The 15,860-nt window shown below is 33.3% G+C and carries 15 protein-coding genes; 12 read left to right on the top strand and 3 right to left on the bottom strand.

Annotated elements, in window-relative coordinates; genetic code table 11:
• Positions 1–42: 42 nt before the first annotated feature.
• Complete coding sequence (locus tag ABN080_RS16115; RefSeq protein ID WP_196554607.1) at positions 43–678, top strand: DUF1454 family protein; 636 nt, start codon at positions 43–45, stop codon at positions 676–678.
• 106 nt (positions 679–784) lie between these two features.
• On the top strand, positions 785–1,555 hold the full coding sequence (gene tpiA / locus ABN080_RS16110) for a triose-phosphate isomerase (RefSeq protein ID WP_069366847.1): 771 nt from the start codon (positions 785–787) through the stop codon (positions 1,553–1,555).
• 106 nt (positions 1,556–1,661) lie between these two features.
• Here tpiA and ABN080_RS16105 read toward each other — a convergent pair whose 3' ends face one another.
• Together ABN080_RS16105 and pfkA are read right to left on the bottom strand one after the other, a co-directional pair.
• Positions 1,662–2,663 carry a sulfate ABC transporter substrate-binding protein gene (locus ABN080_RS16105; RefSeq protein WP_196554608.1) on the bottom strand — a complete coding sequence of 334 codons (1,002 nt, stop codon included), beginning with the start codon at positions 2,661–2,663 and terminating at the stop codon, positions 1,662–1,664.
• Between the two features lie 265 nt (positions 2,664–2,928).
• On the bottom strand, positions 2,929–3,906 hold the full coding sequence (gene pfkA / locus ABN080_RS16100) for a 6-phosphofructokinase (RefSeq protein ID WP_072070638.1): 978 nt from the start codon (positions 3,904–3,906) through the stop codon (positions 2,929–2,931).
• A gap of 534 nt (positions 3,907–4,440) precedes the next feature.
• Between pfkA and fabG the strand changes: the two genes are divergently transcribed.
• Positions 4,441–5,196 (top strand): 3-oxoacyl-ACP reductase FabG, encoded by a 756-nt coding sequence (fabG, locus tag ABN080_RS16095; protein ID WP_349441512.1) that lies wholly within the window; start codon positions 4,441–4,443, stop codon positions 5,194–5,196.
• 137 nt (positions 5,197–5,333) lie between these two features.
• Here the strand turns inward: fabG and cpxP are convergent, their stop codons facing one another.
• Positions 5,334–5,894 carry a cell-envelope stress modulator CpxP gene (cpxP, locus tag ABN080_RS16090; RefSeq protein ID WP_072070672.1) on the bottom strand — a complete coding sequence of 187 codons (561 nt, stop codon included), beginning with the start codon at positions 5,892–5,894 and terminating at the stop codon, positions 5,334–5,336.
• Positions 5,895–6,080: 186 nt separating this feature from the next.
• Here cpxP and cpxR point away from each other — a divergent pair, with 186 nt between their 5' ends.
• The 9 genes from cpxR to ABN080_RS16045 all read left to right on the top strand — a co-directional run bounded on the left by cpxR (position 6,081) and on the right by ABN080_RS16045 (position 15,825).
• The gene (gene cpxR / locus ABN080_RS16085) at positions 6,081–6,779 is read left to right on the top strand and encodes an envelope stress response regulator transcription factor CpxR (RefSeq protein WP_109409897.1); all 699 of its coding nucleotides are present in this window, start codon (positions 6,081–6,083) and stop codon (positions 6,777–6,779) included.
• Positions 6,780–6,791: 12 nt separating this feature from the next.
• Positions 6,792–8,162 (top strand): envelope stress sensor histidine kinase CpxA, encoded by a 1,371-nt coding sequence (gene cpxA, locus ABN080_RS16080; RefSeq protein WP_196554610.1) that lies wholly within the window; start codon positions 6,792–6,794, stop codon positions 8,160–8,162.
• Between the two features lie 347 nt (positions 8,163–8,509).
• Positions 8,510–9,601 carry a DegT/DnrJ/EryC1/StrS family aminotransferase gene (locus ABN080_RS16075; protein WP_349439609.1) on the top strand — a complete coding sequence of 364 codons (1,092 nt, stop codon included), beginning with the start codon at positions 8,510–8,512 and terminating at the stop codon, positions 9,599–9,601.
• Positions 9,585–10,658, top strand: a complete 1,074-nt coding sequence (locus tag ABN080_RS16070) for a glycosyltransferase (protein WP_349441511.1) — start codon at positions 9,585–9,587, stop codon at positions 10,656–10,658. The genes ABN080_RS16075 and ABN080_RS16070 overlap by 17 nt, the downstream gene beginning before the upstream one ends.
• A gap of 7 nt (positions 10,659–10,665) precedes the next feature.
• Positions 10,666–11,358 (top strand): WbqC family protein, encoded by a 693-nt coding sequence (locus tag ABN080_RS16065; RefSeq protein ID WP_349441510.1) that lies wholly within the window; start codon positions 10,666–10,668, stop codon positions 11,356–11,358.
• 7 nt (positions 11,359–11,365) lie between these two features.
• Positions 11,366–11,941 carry an acyltransferase gene (locus ABN080_RS16060; RefSeq protein ID WP_349441509.1) on the top strand — a complete coding sequence of 192 codons (576 nt, stop codon included), beginning with the start codon at positions 11,366–11,368 and terminating at the stop codon, positions 11,939–11,941.
• A 686-nt stretch (positions 11,942–12,627) separates the two neighbouring features.
• Complete coding sequence (locus tag ABN080_RS16055; RefSeq protein ID WP_349441508.1) at positions 12,628–13,470, top strand: glycosyltransferase; 843 nt, start codon at positions 12,628–12,630, stop codon at positions 13,468–13,470.
• Complete coding sequence (locus tag ABN080_RS16050; RefSeq protein WP_349441507.1) at positions 13,467–14,639, top strand: hypothetical protein; 1,173 nt, start codon at positions 13,467–13,469, stop codon at positions 14,637–14,639. Before ABN080_RS16055 ends, ABN080_RS16050 begins: the two co-directional genes overlap by 4 nt.
• Positions 14,629–15,825, top strand: a complete 1,197-nt coding sequence (locus tag ABN080_RS16045) for a hypothetical protein (RefSeq protein WP_349441506.1) — start codon at positions 14,629–14,631, stop codon at positions 15,823–15,825. Before ABN080_RS16050 ends, ABN080_RS16045 begins: the two co-directional genes overlap by 11 nt.
• The last annotated feature ends 35 nt before the right edge of the window (positions 15,826–15,860 follow it).

Here is a 15,860-nt window from a genome sequence, read left to right as displayed (position 1 = left end):
AATACAGACTAGTCAATAACAGCACTGACAAACGGAGGACAGATGATAAAAGAAAGTACACTTTCTACGTTATACCTGATAATCATAAGCATTGCTCTTTGTTTGCCAACTACTGTTTTTGCAACAGGGATATCTGTCGCACAAAAGCAGCCCACTAAAGATGATATCGCCTATCTTAAACAGGATGCACCCGTTTTTGAGATAACGATCCCGGAGCTACGAGCAAAATTCAACCAACAAAATCCATTGCTCTCGCTTAATGAATATAAAATTATCACTAATCACGATATTGCCATTCCGCTTGTCAGAGCCGCAACTCGTATTACACCTTATCTTTACTCTTCAGCAATATTAGAACGTGGTAGTGAGAAAATTAAAAGCCTACAACTGACGCTTATCCACACACCAGACTCACCTGAATTAGAAAAAATGAACCGTGAGTTCACCACACAATATATTATGACTTTGATCGCTCAATTTGACCCTTCAATAACGCCTACACAAATTCAAGAAGTTCTCGATTTATTTGCATTTAAAAACAAAACTCCGGCTTATGTAAGCCATAATGTTGGCGCAATCCGCTATATTATTGCGCATGAAGGTGAACAATTAACAACCTTTGCCATTGAACCGATTAAGCTTTCTTTAAACAGCAAGATCGTTTCAGCTATTCCGTGATAAAAAACAAAGCTATTCTATTCATTGTTCTCTATACTGTTGTGTATCAACAGAATTCATGTTTATTAGCAAACTAAATTTAAACCACTCGGTTGGAGGAAAAGTTATGCGCCATCCATTAGTCATGGGTAACTGGAAACTCAACGGCAGCATTCATATGGTTCATGAATTAATTGCTGCACTACGTAAAGAAGTTAGCGGTGTTGCAGGTTGTGATGTTGCTATCGCACCACCCGCAGTTTACCTATGCCAAGCACGCCATGAGATTGGTGGAAGCCGTATTGCATTAGGTGCTCAAGATACAGGTGTTAACTTATCGGGCGCTTTTACTGGTGAAACTTCAGCAGAAATGCTGAAAAACGTTGATGTTAAATACGTTATCATTGGTCACTCTGAACGTCGTACTTATCATAAAGAATCTGACGAGTTTATCGCTCAAAAATTCGGCGTATTAAAAGAGCTAGGTTTAACGCCAGTATTATGTATTGGTGAAACTGAAGCAGAAAACGAAGCGGGTAAAACGCAAGAAGTCTGTGCTCGCCAAATTGATGCTGTTTTAAATGCTCATGGTGCAGCTGCATTTAAAGATGCGGTTATTGCTTATGAACCAATCTGGGCTATCGGTACCGGTAAATCTGCAACTCCAGCACAAGCGCAAGCTGTTCATAAATTTATTCGTGATCATATCGCGAAGAAAGATGCCGCTATCGCTGAACAAGTTATCATCCAATATGGTGGCTCTGTTAACGATAAAAATGCAGCTGAACTGTTTGGTCAACCAGACATTGATGGCGCATTAGTCGGTGGCGCTTCACTGAAAGCTGATGCATTTGCCGTTATCGTTAAAGCAGCAGCACAAGCAAAAGCGAAAAAATAATTTTTATCTTTCAGGCTTACGCCTTTAATAGATAAAAAAATAAAGAAAATCACCTTGCTGAATATAAAACCAGAAGGTGATTTTTTTGTTTTTGCTTTATGACATATCAACGACGACTTATTTCATCAAACACACCACCTGTCGCAAAATGTATTTTCTGTGCTGATTGCCAATCACCAAAAACCTCATCAATCGTAAATAGTTCGAGTTTTGGGAAACTGTTCTGGTATTTCTCAGCAATCACTTTATCTCTAGGGCGATAATAGTTTTTTGCTGCAATCTCTTGTCCCTGTGGTGAGTAAAGATAGTCTAAATATGCTGTGGCAATTTCTCGTGTTCCTCGTTTATCAACAATTTTATCCACTACAGATACCGTAGGCTCTGCAAGAATAGAAACCGAAGGTGTAATAATCTCAAACTTATCGGCACCTAATTCATTAATTGCCAATAATGCCTCGTTTTCCCATGCAATCAATACATCACCAATACCCCGTTCAACAAATGTATTGGTTGCGCCTCGCGCTCCTGAATCTAACACTTCAACTTGCTGATAAAGTGCTTTCACGAATGCTTTTGCTTTTTCGCTATCTTGATGATTAGCTTTTAACCCATATCCCCAAGCGGCAAGATAGTTCCATCTTGCACCACCAGAAGTTTTAGGGTTAGGTGTAATAATGGAAACACCGGGGTTTATCAGTGAATTCCAATCCGTTATCTGCTTAGGATTTCCTTTTCTCACCAGAAAAACAATCGTTGAAGTGTAAGGTGCGGAGTTATCAGGTAGTCGTGTTATCCATTGCTTATCAATGCTTCCTCTTTGTGCAATTGCATCAATATCATAGGCAAGAGCTAATGTCACAACATCAGCCTCAATACCATTAATAACTGACGTGGCTTGTTTTCCTGATCCACCATGCGATTGACGAATAGTGACTCTATCTCCCGTTTTCTGTTCCCAATATTGACTAAATGCTTGGTTATATTGTTGATAAAGCTCCCTTGTCGGATCATAAGAAACATTTAATAACTGAATATCTTTAGCCCATAAATTATTAGAAAAAAGCAATGCAACTAAAGTCGTTGATAATAAACCCCATTGTTTAAACATATCGCTCCATCCCCTATCGTTAAATATTTAGCTAGGCTGACAGAAAGTTTTATAACGATGAAATAACAAAAAGCCGATTGATATACACAACAGGAATATAACTATCTATACAAGGGATGTTAGGCAATGTTGATGGAGAATAAGATTATTAAATGAAATGTTTTCACTCGAGAAACTACTCTGACACGGAGACAACATGTATCAGAGTAGTTCACGAATAAGGATAGTACTCAGAAAGGCTAGGGTATTACGATAACACTATTGATTAATAGAGTTTTTTCGCTGTTTCATACCAATCAGCTTTAAAGACACGTTTCATATTCATAACCGCATCAATAATATCATGGTGAACCAGTTTTTCATTTTGAATACCAACACAACGACCGCCGTAACCTTCTAATAGCAGTTGTACAGAATAAGCACCCATACGTGAGGCTAAAATACGATCGTAAGCAACAGGGGAACCACCACGTTGAATATGACCTAATACTGTTGCACGTGTTTCATGTTTAGTTTCAGCTTCAATAAAACGAGCTAATTCATGCACATCACAAACGTGTTCTGTGATTGCGACGATTGCGTGGCGTTTACCACGTTCAATACCTGCTTTGATTTCCGCCAGTAGCTCATCGCGATTAAACGGTAATTCTGCCTCAGGTAGAACAACAAATTCACATCCACCTGCAATTGCCGCAGACAAGGTTAAGTCACCACAATAACGGCCCATCACTTCTACGATAGAGATACGTTTGTGAGACGTTGAAGTATCACGTAAACGGTCGATTGCTTCAACTGCCGTTTCTAACGCCGTGAAATAACCAATGGTGTAATCAGTACCGGCTACGTCATTATCGATTGTGCCGGGTAAACCGATACAAGGAAAACCAGCTTCCGTTAATTTTTTCGCACCTAAATAAGAACCATCACCGCCAATAACAACTAAAGCATCAAGCTCATTTTGTTTCATGTTATCGATGGCAACAGCACGCACATTGTCTTCACGGAATTCAGGGAAACGAGCAGAACCAAGGAATGTACCACCACGGTTGATCATATCTGACACGCTAAAACGGTCGAGTTTTTTCATGCGATTTTCATATAGCCCCATATAGCCATCAAAAATCCCATAGACCTCTAAACCTTCACTTAGTGCGGCACGAACAACACCACGGATCGCGGCATTCATTCCGGGTGCATCACCACCACTTGTTAAAACCCCAATTCTTTTGATCCCATTGACCATGATTACCTCTGATTCTTATTCGATGTAATTATTGCAAAATTGTTGGAATAACTTTTTATTTCAATATCGGCTTATCTGGTGTTATTTTCCGATATCGCAAATGCTGAATTGATTCAACAATACCATTGTACGCATATTTTTTACCAGTTCATCATTATCGTACATTTTTTTTCATAAACTTGATGCGCATTAAACTAATCAGACAGTCTGTATAAAGTTTAGACTATCTTATCTCAAATGTGTTTCTCTAATAAGTTAACACTTTTTATACAGACACTTTACTGCCTTTTTGCATTCACCTCAAAAAAACGCTATTTATGCTAAAAAATAGCATCGGCATATTTTGATAAATATTCAGTTTTTCTCTAGTACAGCATTCTATCTAACGTTTATCTCTCTATTTCGTGATGACATTCATTCAACGAAAATAATTATCTAAGGTACATTTGTGACCCACAACAAAGTTCTCTGGGTGATTTACCGCTTTTCAACCTAGACTGATACAGTAGAACTCACACTTACATAGGAGGTTTTATGTTTGATTTAACGGGTAAAATCGCTTTGGTTTCAGGTGGTGCAAAAGGCATTGGTAAAGGTATTGTCATCGCCCTAAAAAAGAGTGGAGCTAAGGTGATTATTGCGGATATTGATGATGTTGCTGGCAATAAAACAAAACAAGAATTAAATGTCGGTTTTATGCACCTGGATGTCACTCAGCAATCCGCCTGTGAAAAAGTGGTTGATGATGTCGTAAAAGAGTATGGCAAACTTGATATTCTTTGCTCCAATACTGGCATTTTCCCTCAAGCAACGATTAAAGAGATGACCGAAGCTGATTGGGATAAAATGCATACAGTTAATTTGAAAGGTATGTTTTTTTTAGTGAAAGCAGCACTTAGTGTAATGGAGAAACAAAAACAAGGTCGCGTGATTATCACCTCATCCATTACAGGAGCAATCACAGGCTATCCAGGTTGGAGCCACTACGGCGCAAGTAAAGCAGGACAACTTGGCTTTATGCGTAGCGCAGCATTAGAATATGCTCGTCATGGTATTACCATTAATGCCGTGATGCCTGGAAATATCCTCACTGAAGGCTTACAAGCCCAAGGTGAAGCATATTTAAATCAGATGAAGGCTTCTATCCCAACACATACTTTAGGTGAGCCAGAAGATATCGGCTACGCCGCCGCCTTCTTTGCCTCAAATGAAGCAAAATATATTACAGGCCAGACAATTATCGTCGATGGTGGACAGATTTTACCTGAATCGCCAGAGGCGTTGTTGTAGATTTCGGGCAAAAAAAAGCCCCTCTCCAGAGGGGCTGCAAAAGACAGGGATGGTGTCTATGGCAAGGAAAAAACTTCGTTGTTGCTACTTACTCTCTAACTAGGTACTGCTGCACTACACTCTTACTTACTTCATTACTAATTCTGTTGACCTTGTTGGTCAAAATCTGACATTTGCTGTTGGTAATTCTTTTCCAACTGCGCTTTCTGTTCTGGGGTTAATAACTGATACATCTGATTATGGACTTTCGCCATTTCAACATGGCGCTCAATCGCTTGTTTATCCATATCCTGCATTTGTGCTCTTACTGCAGCTTCATCAAATTGAGGTGCAGTAACTAATTTATGCATATTCTCATGACGTTGACGGTAGTTTCCGTTATATCTGTCTTGATGATGCTGGCGCATTAAATCGCGCATTTGAGTACGTTGTTGCTCGGTTAATGTGATGCCGTTAAACATATGAGATCCACCATAATTGCGATCCATCATATGTCCACCGTTATTCATCATATGGCCACGTTGTCCGCGGTGACCTCTATAATCACGGTCGCCATGCATACCATAGCCATAACCGCAGTGATAATTACCATTATATTGTTGCTCAGTAGGCGGATTGGTATTTGCGGTTTCTGCTAATACCACCGTCGGAGCTGCTAAAAACATTGATGCTAATGCAACTACTGCTACTTTACGCATTGCTCTTACTCCTAAACTCGGTGATTAATACCGACCTAATTAATGCTACCTAAATATGTGTAATTCTTTGCTATGTGGATTACTATACAGTTGCGGCTGCAAACTAGCGTCAGAGCGTGTAAAAGAACGTAAAGTCATAGATTCGCGCTATTTATTATCGTATTTTTCTCTTGGAGGAATTGACGAATGCATAAAATCTTATTAGTGGATGACGATCGCGAATTAACATCGCTATTGAAAGAACTGCTTGAAATGGAAGGCTTTAATGTTGTAATCGCCTCTGATGGCGAACAAGCACTTAAACTTTTGGATGCTTCTATCGACTTGTTATTACTGGATATTATGATGCCACGTAAAAACGGGATTGAGACACTCAAAGAGTTACGCCAAAATTTCCAAACCCCTGTCATCATGTTAACGGCAAGAGGCAGTGATCTTGACCGAGTACTTGGTTTAGAGCTTGGTGCTGATGACTATTTACCAAAACCTTTTAATGATAGAGAACTGGTTGCTCGTATCAGAGCTATTTTACGTCGTTCTAACTGGAGCGAACAAAAACAGACTGATAGCAATACATCTCCAACATTACAGGTTGATAAACTACAACTTAACCCAGGCCGACAAGAAGCGAGTTTTGATGACGAACCGCTAGAGTTAACAGGAACTGAGTTTACTTTGCTTTATCTACTTGCTCAGCATTTGGGACAAGTCGTATCACGCGAACATCTAAGTCAAGAAGTGCTTGGTAAGCGCTTAACGCCTTTTGATAGAGCGATTGATATGCATATTTCCAATTTACGCCGTAAATTACCAGAAAGAACAGATGGACAACCGTGGTTCAAGACTTTACGTGGACGTGGTTATCTGATGGTTTCAATAACTTGATAAATATTCTTTATGATAAATAGTCTGTCAGCGCGTATTTTTGCAATATTCTGGCTGACGCTAGCATTAGTTCTTATGCTAGTTATGATGGTTCCAAAGCTGGACTCGCGCCAGCTTACACCTCTTTTAGAGAGTGAATACCGTCAAGGTGTTATGCTAGAACAACATATCGAAGCGGAATTAGCACAAGATCCCGCGAACGATCTCCTTTGGTGGCGTCGATTAATTCGCGCTATTGATAAATGGGCACCTCCTGGTCAGCGTTTAATTATCGTAACCAGTGAAGGACGCATTATCGGCGCTCAACGTAATGAGATGCAGGTTGTCAGAAATTTTATTGGTCAATCTGATAACGCCGATCACCCTAAAAAGAAAAAATATGGCCGTTCTGAGATGTTAGGGCCATTTTCAGTAAGAGATGGTGAAGATCATTACCAGCTTTATCTTGTTCGTCCATCAAGTAGCCCTCAATCTGATTTTATCAACTTATTATTTGATAAACCGTTATTGCTACTCATATTTACCATGCTTATCAGCACACCGTTATTAGTGTGGCTTTCTTGGAGCCTAGCAAAACCAGCAAGACAACTTAAGAATGCGGCTGATGATGTTGCGAAAGGTAATTTACGTCCTCATCCTGAACTAGAAACAGGCCCTCAAGAGTTTTTAGCAGCAGGCACCAGCTTTAATCAGATGATAAGTGCCCTCGAACGCATGGTTGAGGCACAACAACGATTGATTTCTGATATTTCTCACGAGCTTCGCACACCATTAACACGCTTACAATTAGCGAGTGCATTGTTGCGTCGTCGTAGTGGTGAAAGCAAAGAGCTAGAACGTATCGAAACAGAAACTCAGCGCCTTGATGGTATGATTAATGACTTGCTGGTACTTTCTCGTAATCAACATAAAAATGAGTTATTACGTGAAACGGTAAAAGCCAACGAGCTATGGGATGACATTTTAGATAACGCTAAATTTGAAGCTGAACAAAGTAATAAGACACTGCAAGTCACAACGCCTCCGGGAGCATGGCCTATTTACTGCAATCCATATTCTCTGGCGAGTGCATTTGAAAATATTGTTCGTAATGCCCTGCGTTATTCAAATTCTCGCATTGAAGTTGCCTTTACTGAACAAAATCAAGGTATCACCATTATTGTTGATGATGATGGCCCAGGTGTTAGCCCTGAAGATAGAGAACATATCTTCCGACCATTTTATCGCACTGACGAAGCAAGAGATCGTGAATCAGGTGGCACAGGCTTAGGATTAGCCATTGTTGAAACAGCAGTAAGCCAACATAGAGGCCATGTTAAAGCTGATGATAGCCCATTAGGCGGGCTGAGGGTTGAGATTTGGTTGCCGAGAGCGGGAAAATAAACCTAATTTAATTAAATTACATAAAGAACCACTAGTCATTCAAATCTTATGATTAGTGGTTTTATTTTCATGTTATCTGTAAATATAGTTTTTCATTTCAATAATATCTTACTGAATAACATAATCAGATAACAATCATCTCTAAATATATCACTTATTACACTTTTATAACTTAACCAACAGACTATCTAATAATATTACCCCAGCAATGCATTACCGCATTTCATAAAGCTCTCTTTAAGACTAATATATTTACATTGTGTATAATAACAAAATTATACACATCATGAACTCTGGGTACTTTCCCAGTGCGGTAGCTATATTTTTAGCTTTCAGAGAATCAGTTAATGAATACAATAACAGTCACAAGCCCATTGTTCCCACCATTAGAAACTTTAGAACCTTACTTAAAAGATATATGGGATAAAAAATGGCTAACGAACAATGGGTATTATCACCAATGCCTTGAAAACGCGCTTTGTGAATACTTAGATGTCCCTTATATCAGTTTATACTCGAATGGAACATTAGCCTTAATAGCAGCAATCAATGCATTAGAACTTGAAGGTGAGGTGATAACGACACCATATAGTTTTGTTGCAACAAGTCACGCTCTATTACACAGCAATATCTCTCCTGTCTTTGTTGATATCGAACCAGATACCTATAATATCGATCCCAGTAAAATAGAAGCTGCAATCACAGATAAAACAAGTGCTATTTTACCTGTTCATGTTTATGGTCGCCCATGTAATTATGAAGCAATACAAAAAATTGCAGATAAGTATAATATTCCTGTCATTTATGATGCAGCTCATGCCTTTGGCGTTAAAGAAAATAACCGCTCAATATTAAACAATGGTGATCTATCTATTTTAAGTTTTCACGCAACTAAAACTTACTCCACCATCGAAGGGGGAGCAATTATTTGTCACACCAAAGAAATGAAAGAAAAACTCGATAGATATAAAAACTTTGGTTACACAAATGAAACAGTAATTGATGAGTTAGGCTTCAATGCGAAACTCAATGAAGTACAAGCTGCATTTGGCCTAGCTACATTAAACTATATCGATGAAGCAATAGATAAAAGAAGAAAAGTCTCTGAGTTTTATCATGCTCATTTGAGTAATATACCTGGCATTACTCTACCTAATATACCAGAAAACTTAATGTGGAATTATTCTTACTATCCTATAATAATCGATGAAAATAAATATAGTAAAAAAAGAGATGAGCTTTATCTAAAATTAAAAGATAATAATATAATCAGCCGTCGGTATTTTTATCCATTAATCACTGACTTTAATATTTATAACCAATACAAAGTAGAAACACCAATTGCAAAAAAAATATCTGAAAGTGTTATTTGTCTACCAATTCATCATTTATTAAGTAATGATGATTTAAACAGAATTATAAATGTTATTAAAAGCTAAAAAAATGACAATAAATAAGTTAAAAACACCTCTTCCTGAAAAAGAAATAATTGATAGATGGAGCTCTGAAGAGGTTATCGTTAGTGTAATATGTTGTACGTATAATCAAGAAAAATATATAGAAGACACTATACTTGGTGTGCTTTGCCAAAATACATCTTATAGATATGAATTTATTATACATGATGATTGCTCTACAGATTCAACATCAAATATAATAAAAAAATATGCAAACAACTACCCCACTATAATTAAACACATCATTCCATCTAAAAATATTTATTCACAAGGAATACAACCTGGAATTAATGCATTTTCATTTACAACAGGTAAGTATATTGCTTTATGTGAAGGTGATGATTTTTGGATAGATGAAAATAAACTAACAAAACAAGTTAAAATTTTAGAAACAGAAAAAAATATTAATTTATGTTTCAGCTCAGCTTATACACTACAACCCAATGGAAAAATTGAGATTGTTGCAAACTATAACGATCAAGTTTCTATTTCATCTCTTTCCACTGTTATTCGTCAGGGTGGTGCATATATGCCCACTGCTTCCATTATATTTAGAAGAGAAGTTTTCAAATTATTTAAAGATAATTTTTCAAGAGCCTCTATTGGCGACTATTATTGCCAAATACTAGGTAGTATAAGAAAGGGAGCTATATATTTACCAGATATTACATGCGTCTACCGTATTAATTCAGTAGGTTCTTGGTCCGAAAATAGAAAAAATATTAATAAAGAATTTTTAATTTCAGAAATAAATGAATACGAGAAATACTTATATAAATTGATTAATTTTGGTGCCGATAAAATAGATATAAATTTTGCATTAGCAGATCTCATGAGGATAAATGCCAATCAGTTATTCCTTAAAAAAGAATGGTGTAGCTCAAAATCATTAATTATAAAATCTTGGGATCTTTATAAAAATATAAATAGAAATCAAAAAAAATTATATTTATATAGAAATTTTTTACCTATTTTATTTTTACGAGAAAAAATAAAAATGTTATTAAAGAAGATAAATTTCAAAAAAAAATCAGGATAGAAATATAATGAAATTAGCTGTTATGCAACCCTATCTGTTCCCGTATATAGGATACTATCAATTAGCTTACTGTAGTGATCTTTTTATATTTTATGATGATGTTAATTATATAAAAAAAGGATATATAAATAGGAATAATATAGCAACTAAGAATGGAGTTTTTTTATTTTCACTACCAATAAAACAGGCGTCTCAAAATAAGTTAATCAATGAACTATATTTCACTGAAGAAACAAAAAAAATATTATTAACAATAGAAATGTCATATTCTAAGTCAAAATATTTTCATGACATCTATCCATTAATTGAATCAATATTCAATAATAAAAAAAGAAATGTATCAAATATAACATCACTATCAATTATTAAAGTATTTGAATATCTTTCATTAGATTTCAACTATAATTTTTCCTCAAGCATTGATTATGATCGAAAAAATAGTGCTCAAGAGAAAATATATGATTTATGTAAAATAAATAATTCAAAACAATATATAAATGCAGTTGGAGGAATAGATCTCTATGATAAAGAAGAATTTCAAAAAAGAAATATAAAATTAGGATTTATCAAACCATCAATCACAAATTATCCACAAATAAATTCATCTACCTTTATAGGTAATTTATCAATGATTGATATTCTAATGAACTGTAGTAAAGATGAAATAATTAATCAACTCAATAATTTTAAAATTATATAGGCTAAATATGTCATTCTATACTCAAGAACAACTATTAGAAATCGGTTTTAAAAGTATTGGTGAAAATTGTAAAATAAGTACAAAAACATCCATATATAGACCGGAAGAAATCGAAATTGGAAATGACTGTCGTATCGATGATTTTGTTATTTTATCTGGAAAAATTCATTTAAAAAACAATATTCATATTGCCGCATTTTGTAACCTAAGCGCAGGTAAATGCAGTATTTTATTTGAAGACTTTTCTGGGTTAGCATATGGTTGTCATGTATTCACTGGGTCTGATGACTATAGTGGTAGAACAATGACAAATCCAACTGTACCGCTGAAGTATAAGGGATTAAAGGAAAAAAATATCATAATTGGCAAACATGCAATTATAGGAACAAATTCAATTATTATGCCTGGAGTTAATATTGCAGAAGGGACAGCTGTTGGCGCTTTATCTATGGTTACAAAAAACACAAAACCATGGGGTATATATTTTGGCAATCCAGCAAAAAGAATCAAAGAAAGGAAAAAAGACTTATTAAATTTAGAACAAGAATATTTAGAAAGTAAAAAAAATCATAACCAAGGATAATTTATTGATAAAAATATTAAATAACTCATTTCACTAATATAACAATAATTTTATCTGATCAATTCTGATGCTATTAACTCACATAAGTCCTAGCTTGTTGCATCCATTTCAAATCAATATTAATTCAATAGTATTAGCTAAAAAACTATCCATTATTAATCAGCTAGCTCTATTGATACCCCCCTACTCTTTGATTTTCCTGCTTAGTATCTTATGTGAACCCAATAACTAGATAAAATTATAATAGAGCTGTATCACAACAAGCAGACACTATCATAAAACCACATCCGTGTAATAACATACTGATATTTAACAATAAATTCAATAATAGTACGTAACGTATAAGTGTTTTAAAATTAAGTAATTAAACTGTTGCATCAAAACATCCTGCCACCTATTGAGGAATAAGTGGCATATTCCTTTTGCTAGCATCTAATGATGCAATTCAGAATGATCTGGCTGAATCGAGCGTTATTCCAGTATTTATATATCCTCAATCAATGCTAAAATACCCAGCTATTACTTGACCGTCTGGTTTGAAGAGTCTACTCTCAGTGCGGTTTTCAGCATATAGTTAAAGTATGCTTATATAATAAAACTCTTATATTACATATAGTTAAGGGTTTTCTGAGATGAATTCTGGCGCTCTGGGGGCCGTAAACCCAGTGCGGTAGCTATGGAAAAATATGATTAATCATCCATCAAATAAAAAAGTCGCATTCATAATGAGTGTTTATAAAAATGATCAAATTTCATTTTTGAAAGAATCATTAGATAGCATCCTTATTCAAACACATAATAATTGGATACTAAGGGTAAAAATAGATGGTCCTGTAGAGTCATCTATAATTGAGCTAATAGAGAAATATAAAAATAATAACCCTTCTTACGATATAAAATTCTTCTACAGAAATGAGAATAAAGGATTAGCAAAATCATTGAATGAACTCATTGATTATATTATAGAATATGACAATGATGTAACTTATATAGCAAGAATGGATGCAGATGATATTAATTTTCCAGATAGATTAGAAAAGCAAGTCTTATTCTTAGAAAAAAACAAGGCTGTGGATGTTATAGGAAGTAGCTGTCAAGAATTTGGTACAAATTTTTCTATTATAAAAAAAATGGAAACAGGGCATCGTAAATTAGTTGATAATATTTTCAAAAAATGTCCTTTCGTTCATCCCAGTGTTATTTTTAGAAAATCTATTTTTTTAAATGGTTTTAGATACCCTATAAATACTGTATTGTCAGAAGATCTAGCTTTCTGGTTTTTGTTAATTGAAAATGGATGTGAATTTTCTAATATCGAAAAACCACTTATCCATTATCGAACATCTGATGATATGTTAAAAAGAAGAAAGGGATTAAAAAAGGCTTTTAATGAGATAAAAATAAAGACCTATTATATGAAAAAATTGAAAATGACCAATATGAGAAACATTTTTTTTATTTTTTCTTATTTCTTAATCCGAATTTCACCAACCTTTTTTGTCCGATATTTATATAGATACTTAAGATGACCATAACATTTATTTATTGTTTTATGTTTTTTTCTGCTATATTTTTACCGACAATTAGAATATCAGGAATGCCCATATTAATACCTGATATTCTAATGTGCTTTACATTATTTTTATCTATCATAGAATTAATAAAAAGAAAGACATATATAAATAAAGGTATATTTATCCTCATATACCCGATTTTATTTAGCTTAATGATAGTATTATATAGGATTTTATTTAATGAACATCTATTTTTAAAAGATATATTATTACCTCTTATTCAGATTAAAATGGTACTATTTTTATTTAGTTCTTTAATCCTATGGAAATATTTAAAAAAAGAATTTCTTTTTAAATTTATTATAATTTCCGTCATAATTCAGCTAATAATAGCCACATTACAAAAACTAAATATTCCTTTATTTTCAAATGGATTATTTTATAACTATGCTGTTTATAATGCGATGAGTAATGTTTACTATGGTGGAAATATTGATCACATTATAAATACTCACTTAAAAGTTGCATTTAGACCTATTGGTTTAATCGGTTCGCCGACCATTTTAGCTACTTACTTTCTTGTTATTTTTTCTCTTTGGAGTATTATGAATTTTAGTAAAAAGAAAGTAATCTTAATAGGATACTCGTTATTACTTTGCTTTAGCAAAATAACCATTTTAAGTTATATTCTTTACAACTTTGTCGTTAACCTATTAAAAACAAAATCGATTAAAAAAATATTAATAATTATTACAAGTGGGATAACATCACTATTATTATTTTTCCTTTTTCTTGTTACAAATGATAGAATTTATAATTATTTTATCAGAAGTATTGACGGTTCTGATTATGGTGTTACTCATAGGAAATCAGTTTTAGATTATATATCAAATCTAAATATCGAATCTATTTTATTTGGTATTGGTGGCGAGCCACCATTTATCTTTGATAGTGGTACACTCCTTACTATTTTTAGATTTGGTATCGTGTATTTATTGTTGATATACTATTCATATTATATGATATTAAAAATATTTAGCACTAAAAACAGCCACTTGTATCTATTTTTAATCTATATATTAGCAGATATGACAATCGGTGTATTTCATAATCAAATGTTTTTCTATTTAATAAGCTTTAGTATCTTATACAGTAAATATATAAAAGAAAAAAATGAAATATAAACTTTGGAAATACATAGATCAATTTCTATTTGCCTTAATAAATATTGGTACTATATTATTCATATCTAAATTTATAAATGAATACGAAGCAAGTAAATATATTTATATAACAACATTTACATCATTATCTTTAGTTGTGAATGCTGCATTCATAATTTCACCAACTTGGTACTACTGTACTAACATTGAAAAATTAAAAGAATACCACTCTTTTAATTTAATATTATTAATATTATCTAGTATCATAGTCAGTATTTTTATATGTAATCTTATGCATGAAAAAAACTTATTCTTATCTATCAATATATTACTTCTCTGTTTATTATTCCCCCTATTTGACTATCTAAGAAGAATTTTATATATCCTAAAAGACGAGAAAAAAGCAGGAATAAGTTCACTACTACTTGTATGTATCACTTTATCATCTTATGTAGCACTTAAATTTGTCTATAATATAGAAGAATATATATATTACATATCTTACTTAATATTATCTTTATTTATTTCATCTTTATTTATATTAATTCAAATAACACTTAAATATAAAGTAATCTTTCATATAAAAATGTTATTCTCTCCTCAAAAGCTAAAAAATTATATCAATTTAGGCAAATGGTCAGCTTTATCAATGTTTTGTTTTTGGATTTCAACTCAGGGTATATTTATTATTTTTAACAATCATATATCAGATCAAGCCTTTGTAATTTCTAAAGTTTGTTTAAGCTTTTCAAGTATTATTGCTATTTTCTTCTCTGCAATAGAAAATAAATTAATGCCTTCATTGAGAAAAAGTATTGTTAATAAAGATCTTATTAATATAGAAAAAACAAAAATAAAATACTTTAAAAATGGATTACTTATATCTATTTTATTTACCTTTATTTCTATCATTTCTTATTTTTTATTATATGATTTTAATTATACTGCATTATTTATTCTTTTAATGCTATGTTTTTATCAAACTTTTAGTGGAATATTTAAGATATATGCATACTTACTTAAATCTATAAATAAATATAATACATTATTTTATATAAACTTATTCTGTACAATGGCAACATTAACATTAGCAAGCATTTTTCTGGATAAAAATAATTTTCTAATTAGTATTATAGTTTTAACATTTGGAATATCCACCTCTATTTTATATAAAATAGCATTACATTTTCACTTTCACTTGAGATAAATTTTAATGGTAAACCTAAATCATATTAATACAAA

It is taken from the genome of Proteus sp. fly-1089, assembly GCF_040138965.1.
GTDB classification, from domain to species: domain Bacteria; phylum Pseudomonadota; class Gammaproteobacteria; order Enterobacterales; family Enterobacteriaceae; genus Proteus; species Proteus vulgaris_B.
Note: the sequence above shows the minus strand (reverse complement) of the source record. Positions and strands in the feature narration are given on the sequence as shown.

What these genes read in the sequence shown, in the direction of transcription:
- ABN080_RS16105 (WP_196554608.1), bottom strand. Translation starts at nt 2,663, where the DNA reads ATGTTTAAACAATGGGGTTTATTATCAACGACTTTAGTTGCATTGCTT.
- ABN080_RS16075 (WP_349439609.1), top strand. Translation starts at nt 8,510, where the DNA reads ATGAATACAATAACAGTCACAAGCCCATTGTTCCCACCATTAGAAACT.
- ABN080_RS16060 (WP_349441509.1), top strand. Translation starts at nt 11,366, where the DNA reads ATGTCATTCTATACTCAAGAACAACTATTAGAAATCGGTTTTAAAAGT.
- ABN080_RS16070 (WP_349441511.1), top strand. Translation starts at nt 9,585, where the DNA reads ATGTTATTAAAAGCTAAAAAAATGACAATAAATAAGTTAAAAACACCT.
- ABN080_RS16050 (WP_349441507.1), top strand. Translation starts at nt 13,467, where the DNA reads ATGACCATAACATTTATTTATTGTTTTATGTTTTTTTCTGCTATATTT.
- ABN080_RS16065 (WP_349441510.1), top strand. Translation starts at nt 10,666, where the DNA reads ATGAAATTAGCTGTTATGCAACCCTATCTGTTCCCGTATATAGGATAC.
- cpxP (WP_072070672.1), bottom strand. Translation starts at nt 5,894, where the DNA reads ATGCGTAAAGTAGCAGTAGTTGCATTAGCATCAATGTTTTTAGCAGCT.
- cpxA (WP_196554610.1), top strand. Translation starts at nt 6,792, where the DNA reads ATGATAAATAGTCTGTCAGCGCGTATTTTTGCAATATTCTGGCTGACG.
- cpxR (WP_109409897.1), top strand. Translation starts at nt 6,081, where the DNA reads ATGCATAAAATCTTATTAGTGGATGACGATCGCGAATTAACATCGCTA.
- ABN080_RS16115 (WP_196554607.1), top strand. Translation starts at nt 43, where the DNA reads ATGATAAAAGAAAGTACACTTTCTACGTTATACCTGATAATCATAAGC.
- ABN080_RS16055 (WP_349441508.1), top strand. Translation starts at nt 12,628, where the DNA reads ATGATTAATCATCCATCAAATAAAAAAGTCGCATTCATAATGAGTGTT.
- tpiA (WP_069366847.1), top strand. Translation starts at nt 785, where the DNA reads ATGCGCCATCCATTAGTCATGGGTAACTGGAAACTCAACGGCAGCATT.
- fabG (WP_349441512.1), top strand. Translation starts at nt 4,441, where the DNA reads ATGTTTGATTTAACGGGTAAAATCGCTTTGGTTTCAGGTGGTGCAAAA.
- ABN080_RS16045 (WP_349441506.1), top strand. Translation starts at nt 14,629, where the DNA reads ATGAAATATAAACTTTGGAAATACATAGATCAATTTCTATTTGCCTTA.
- pfkA (WP_072070638.1), bottom strand. Translation starts at nt 3,906, where the DNA reads ATGGTCAATGGGATCAAAAGAATTGGGGTTTTAACAAGTGGTGGTGAT.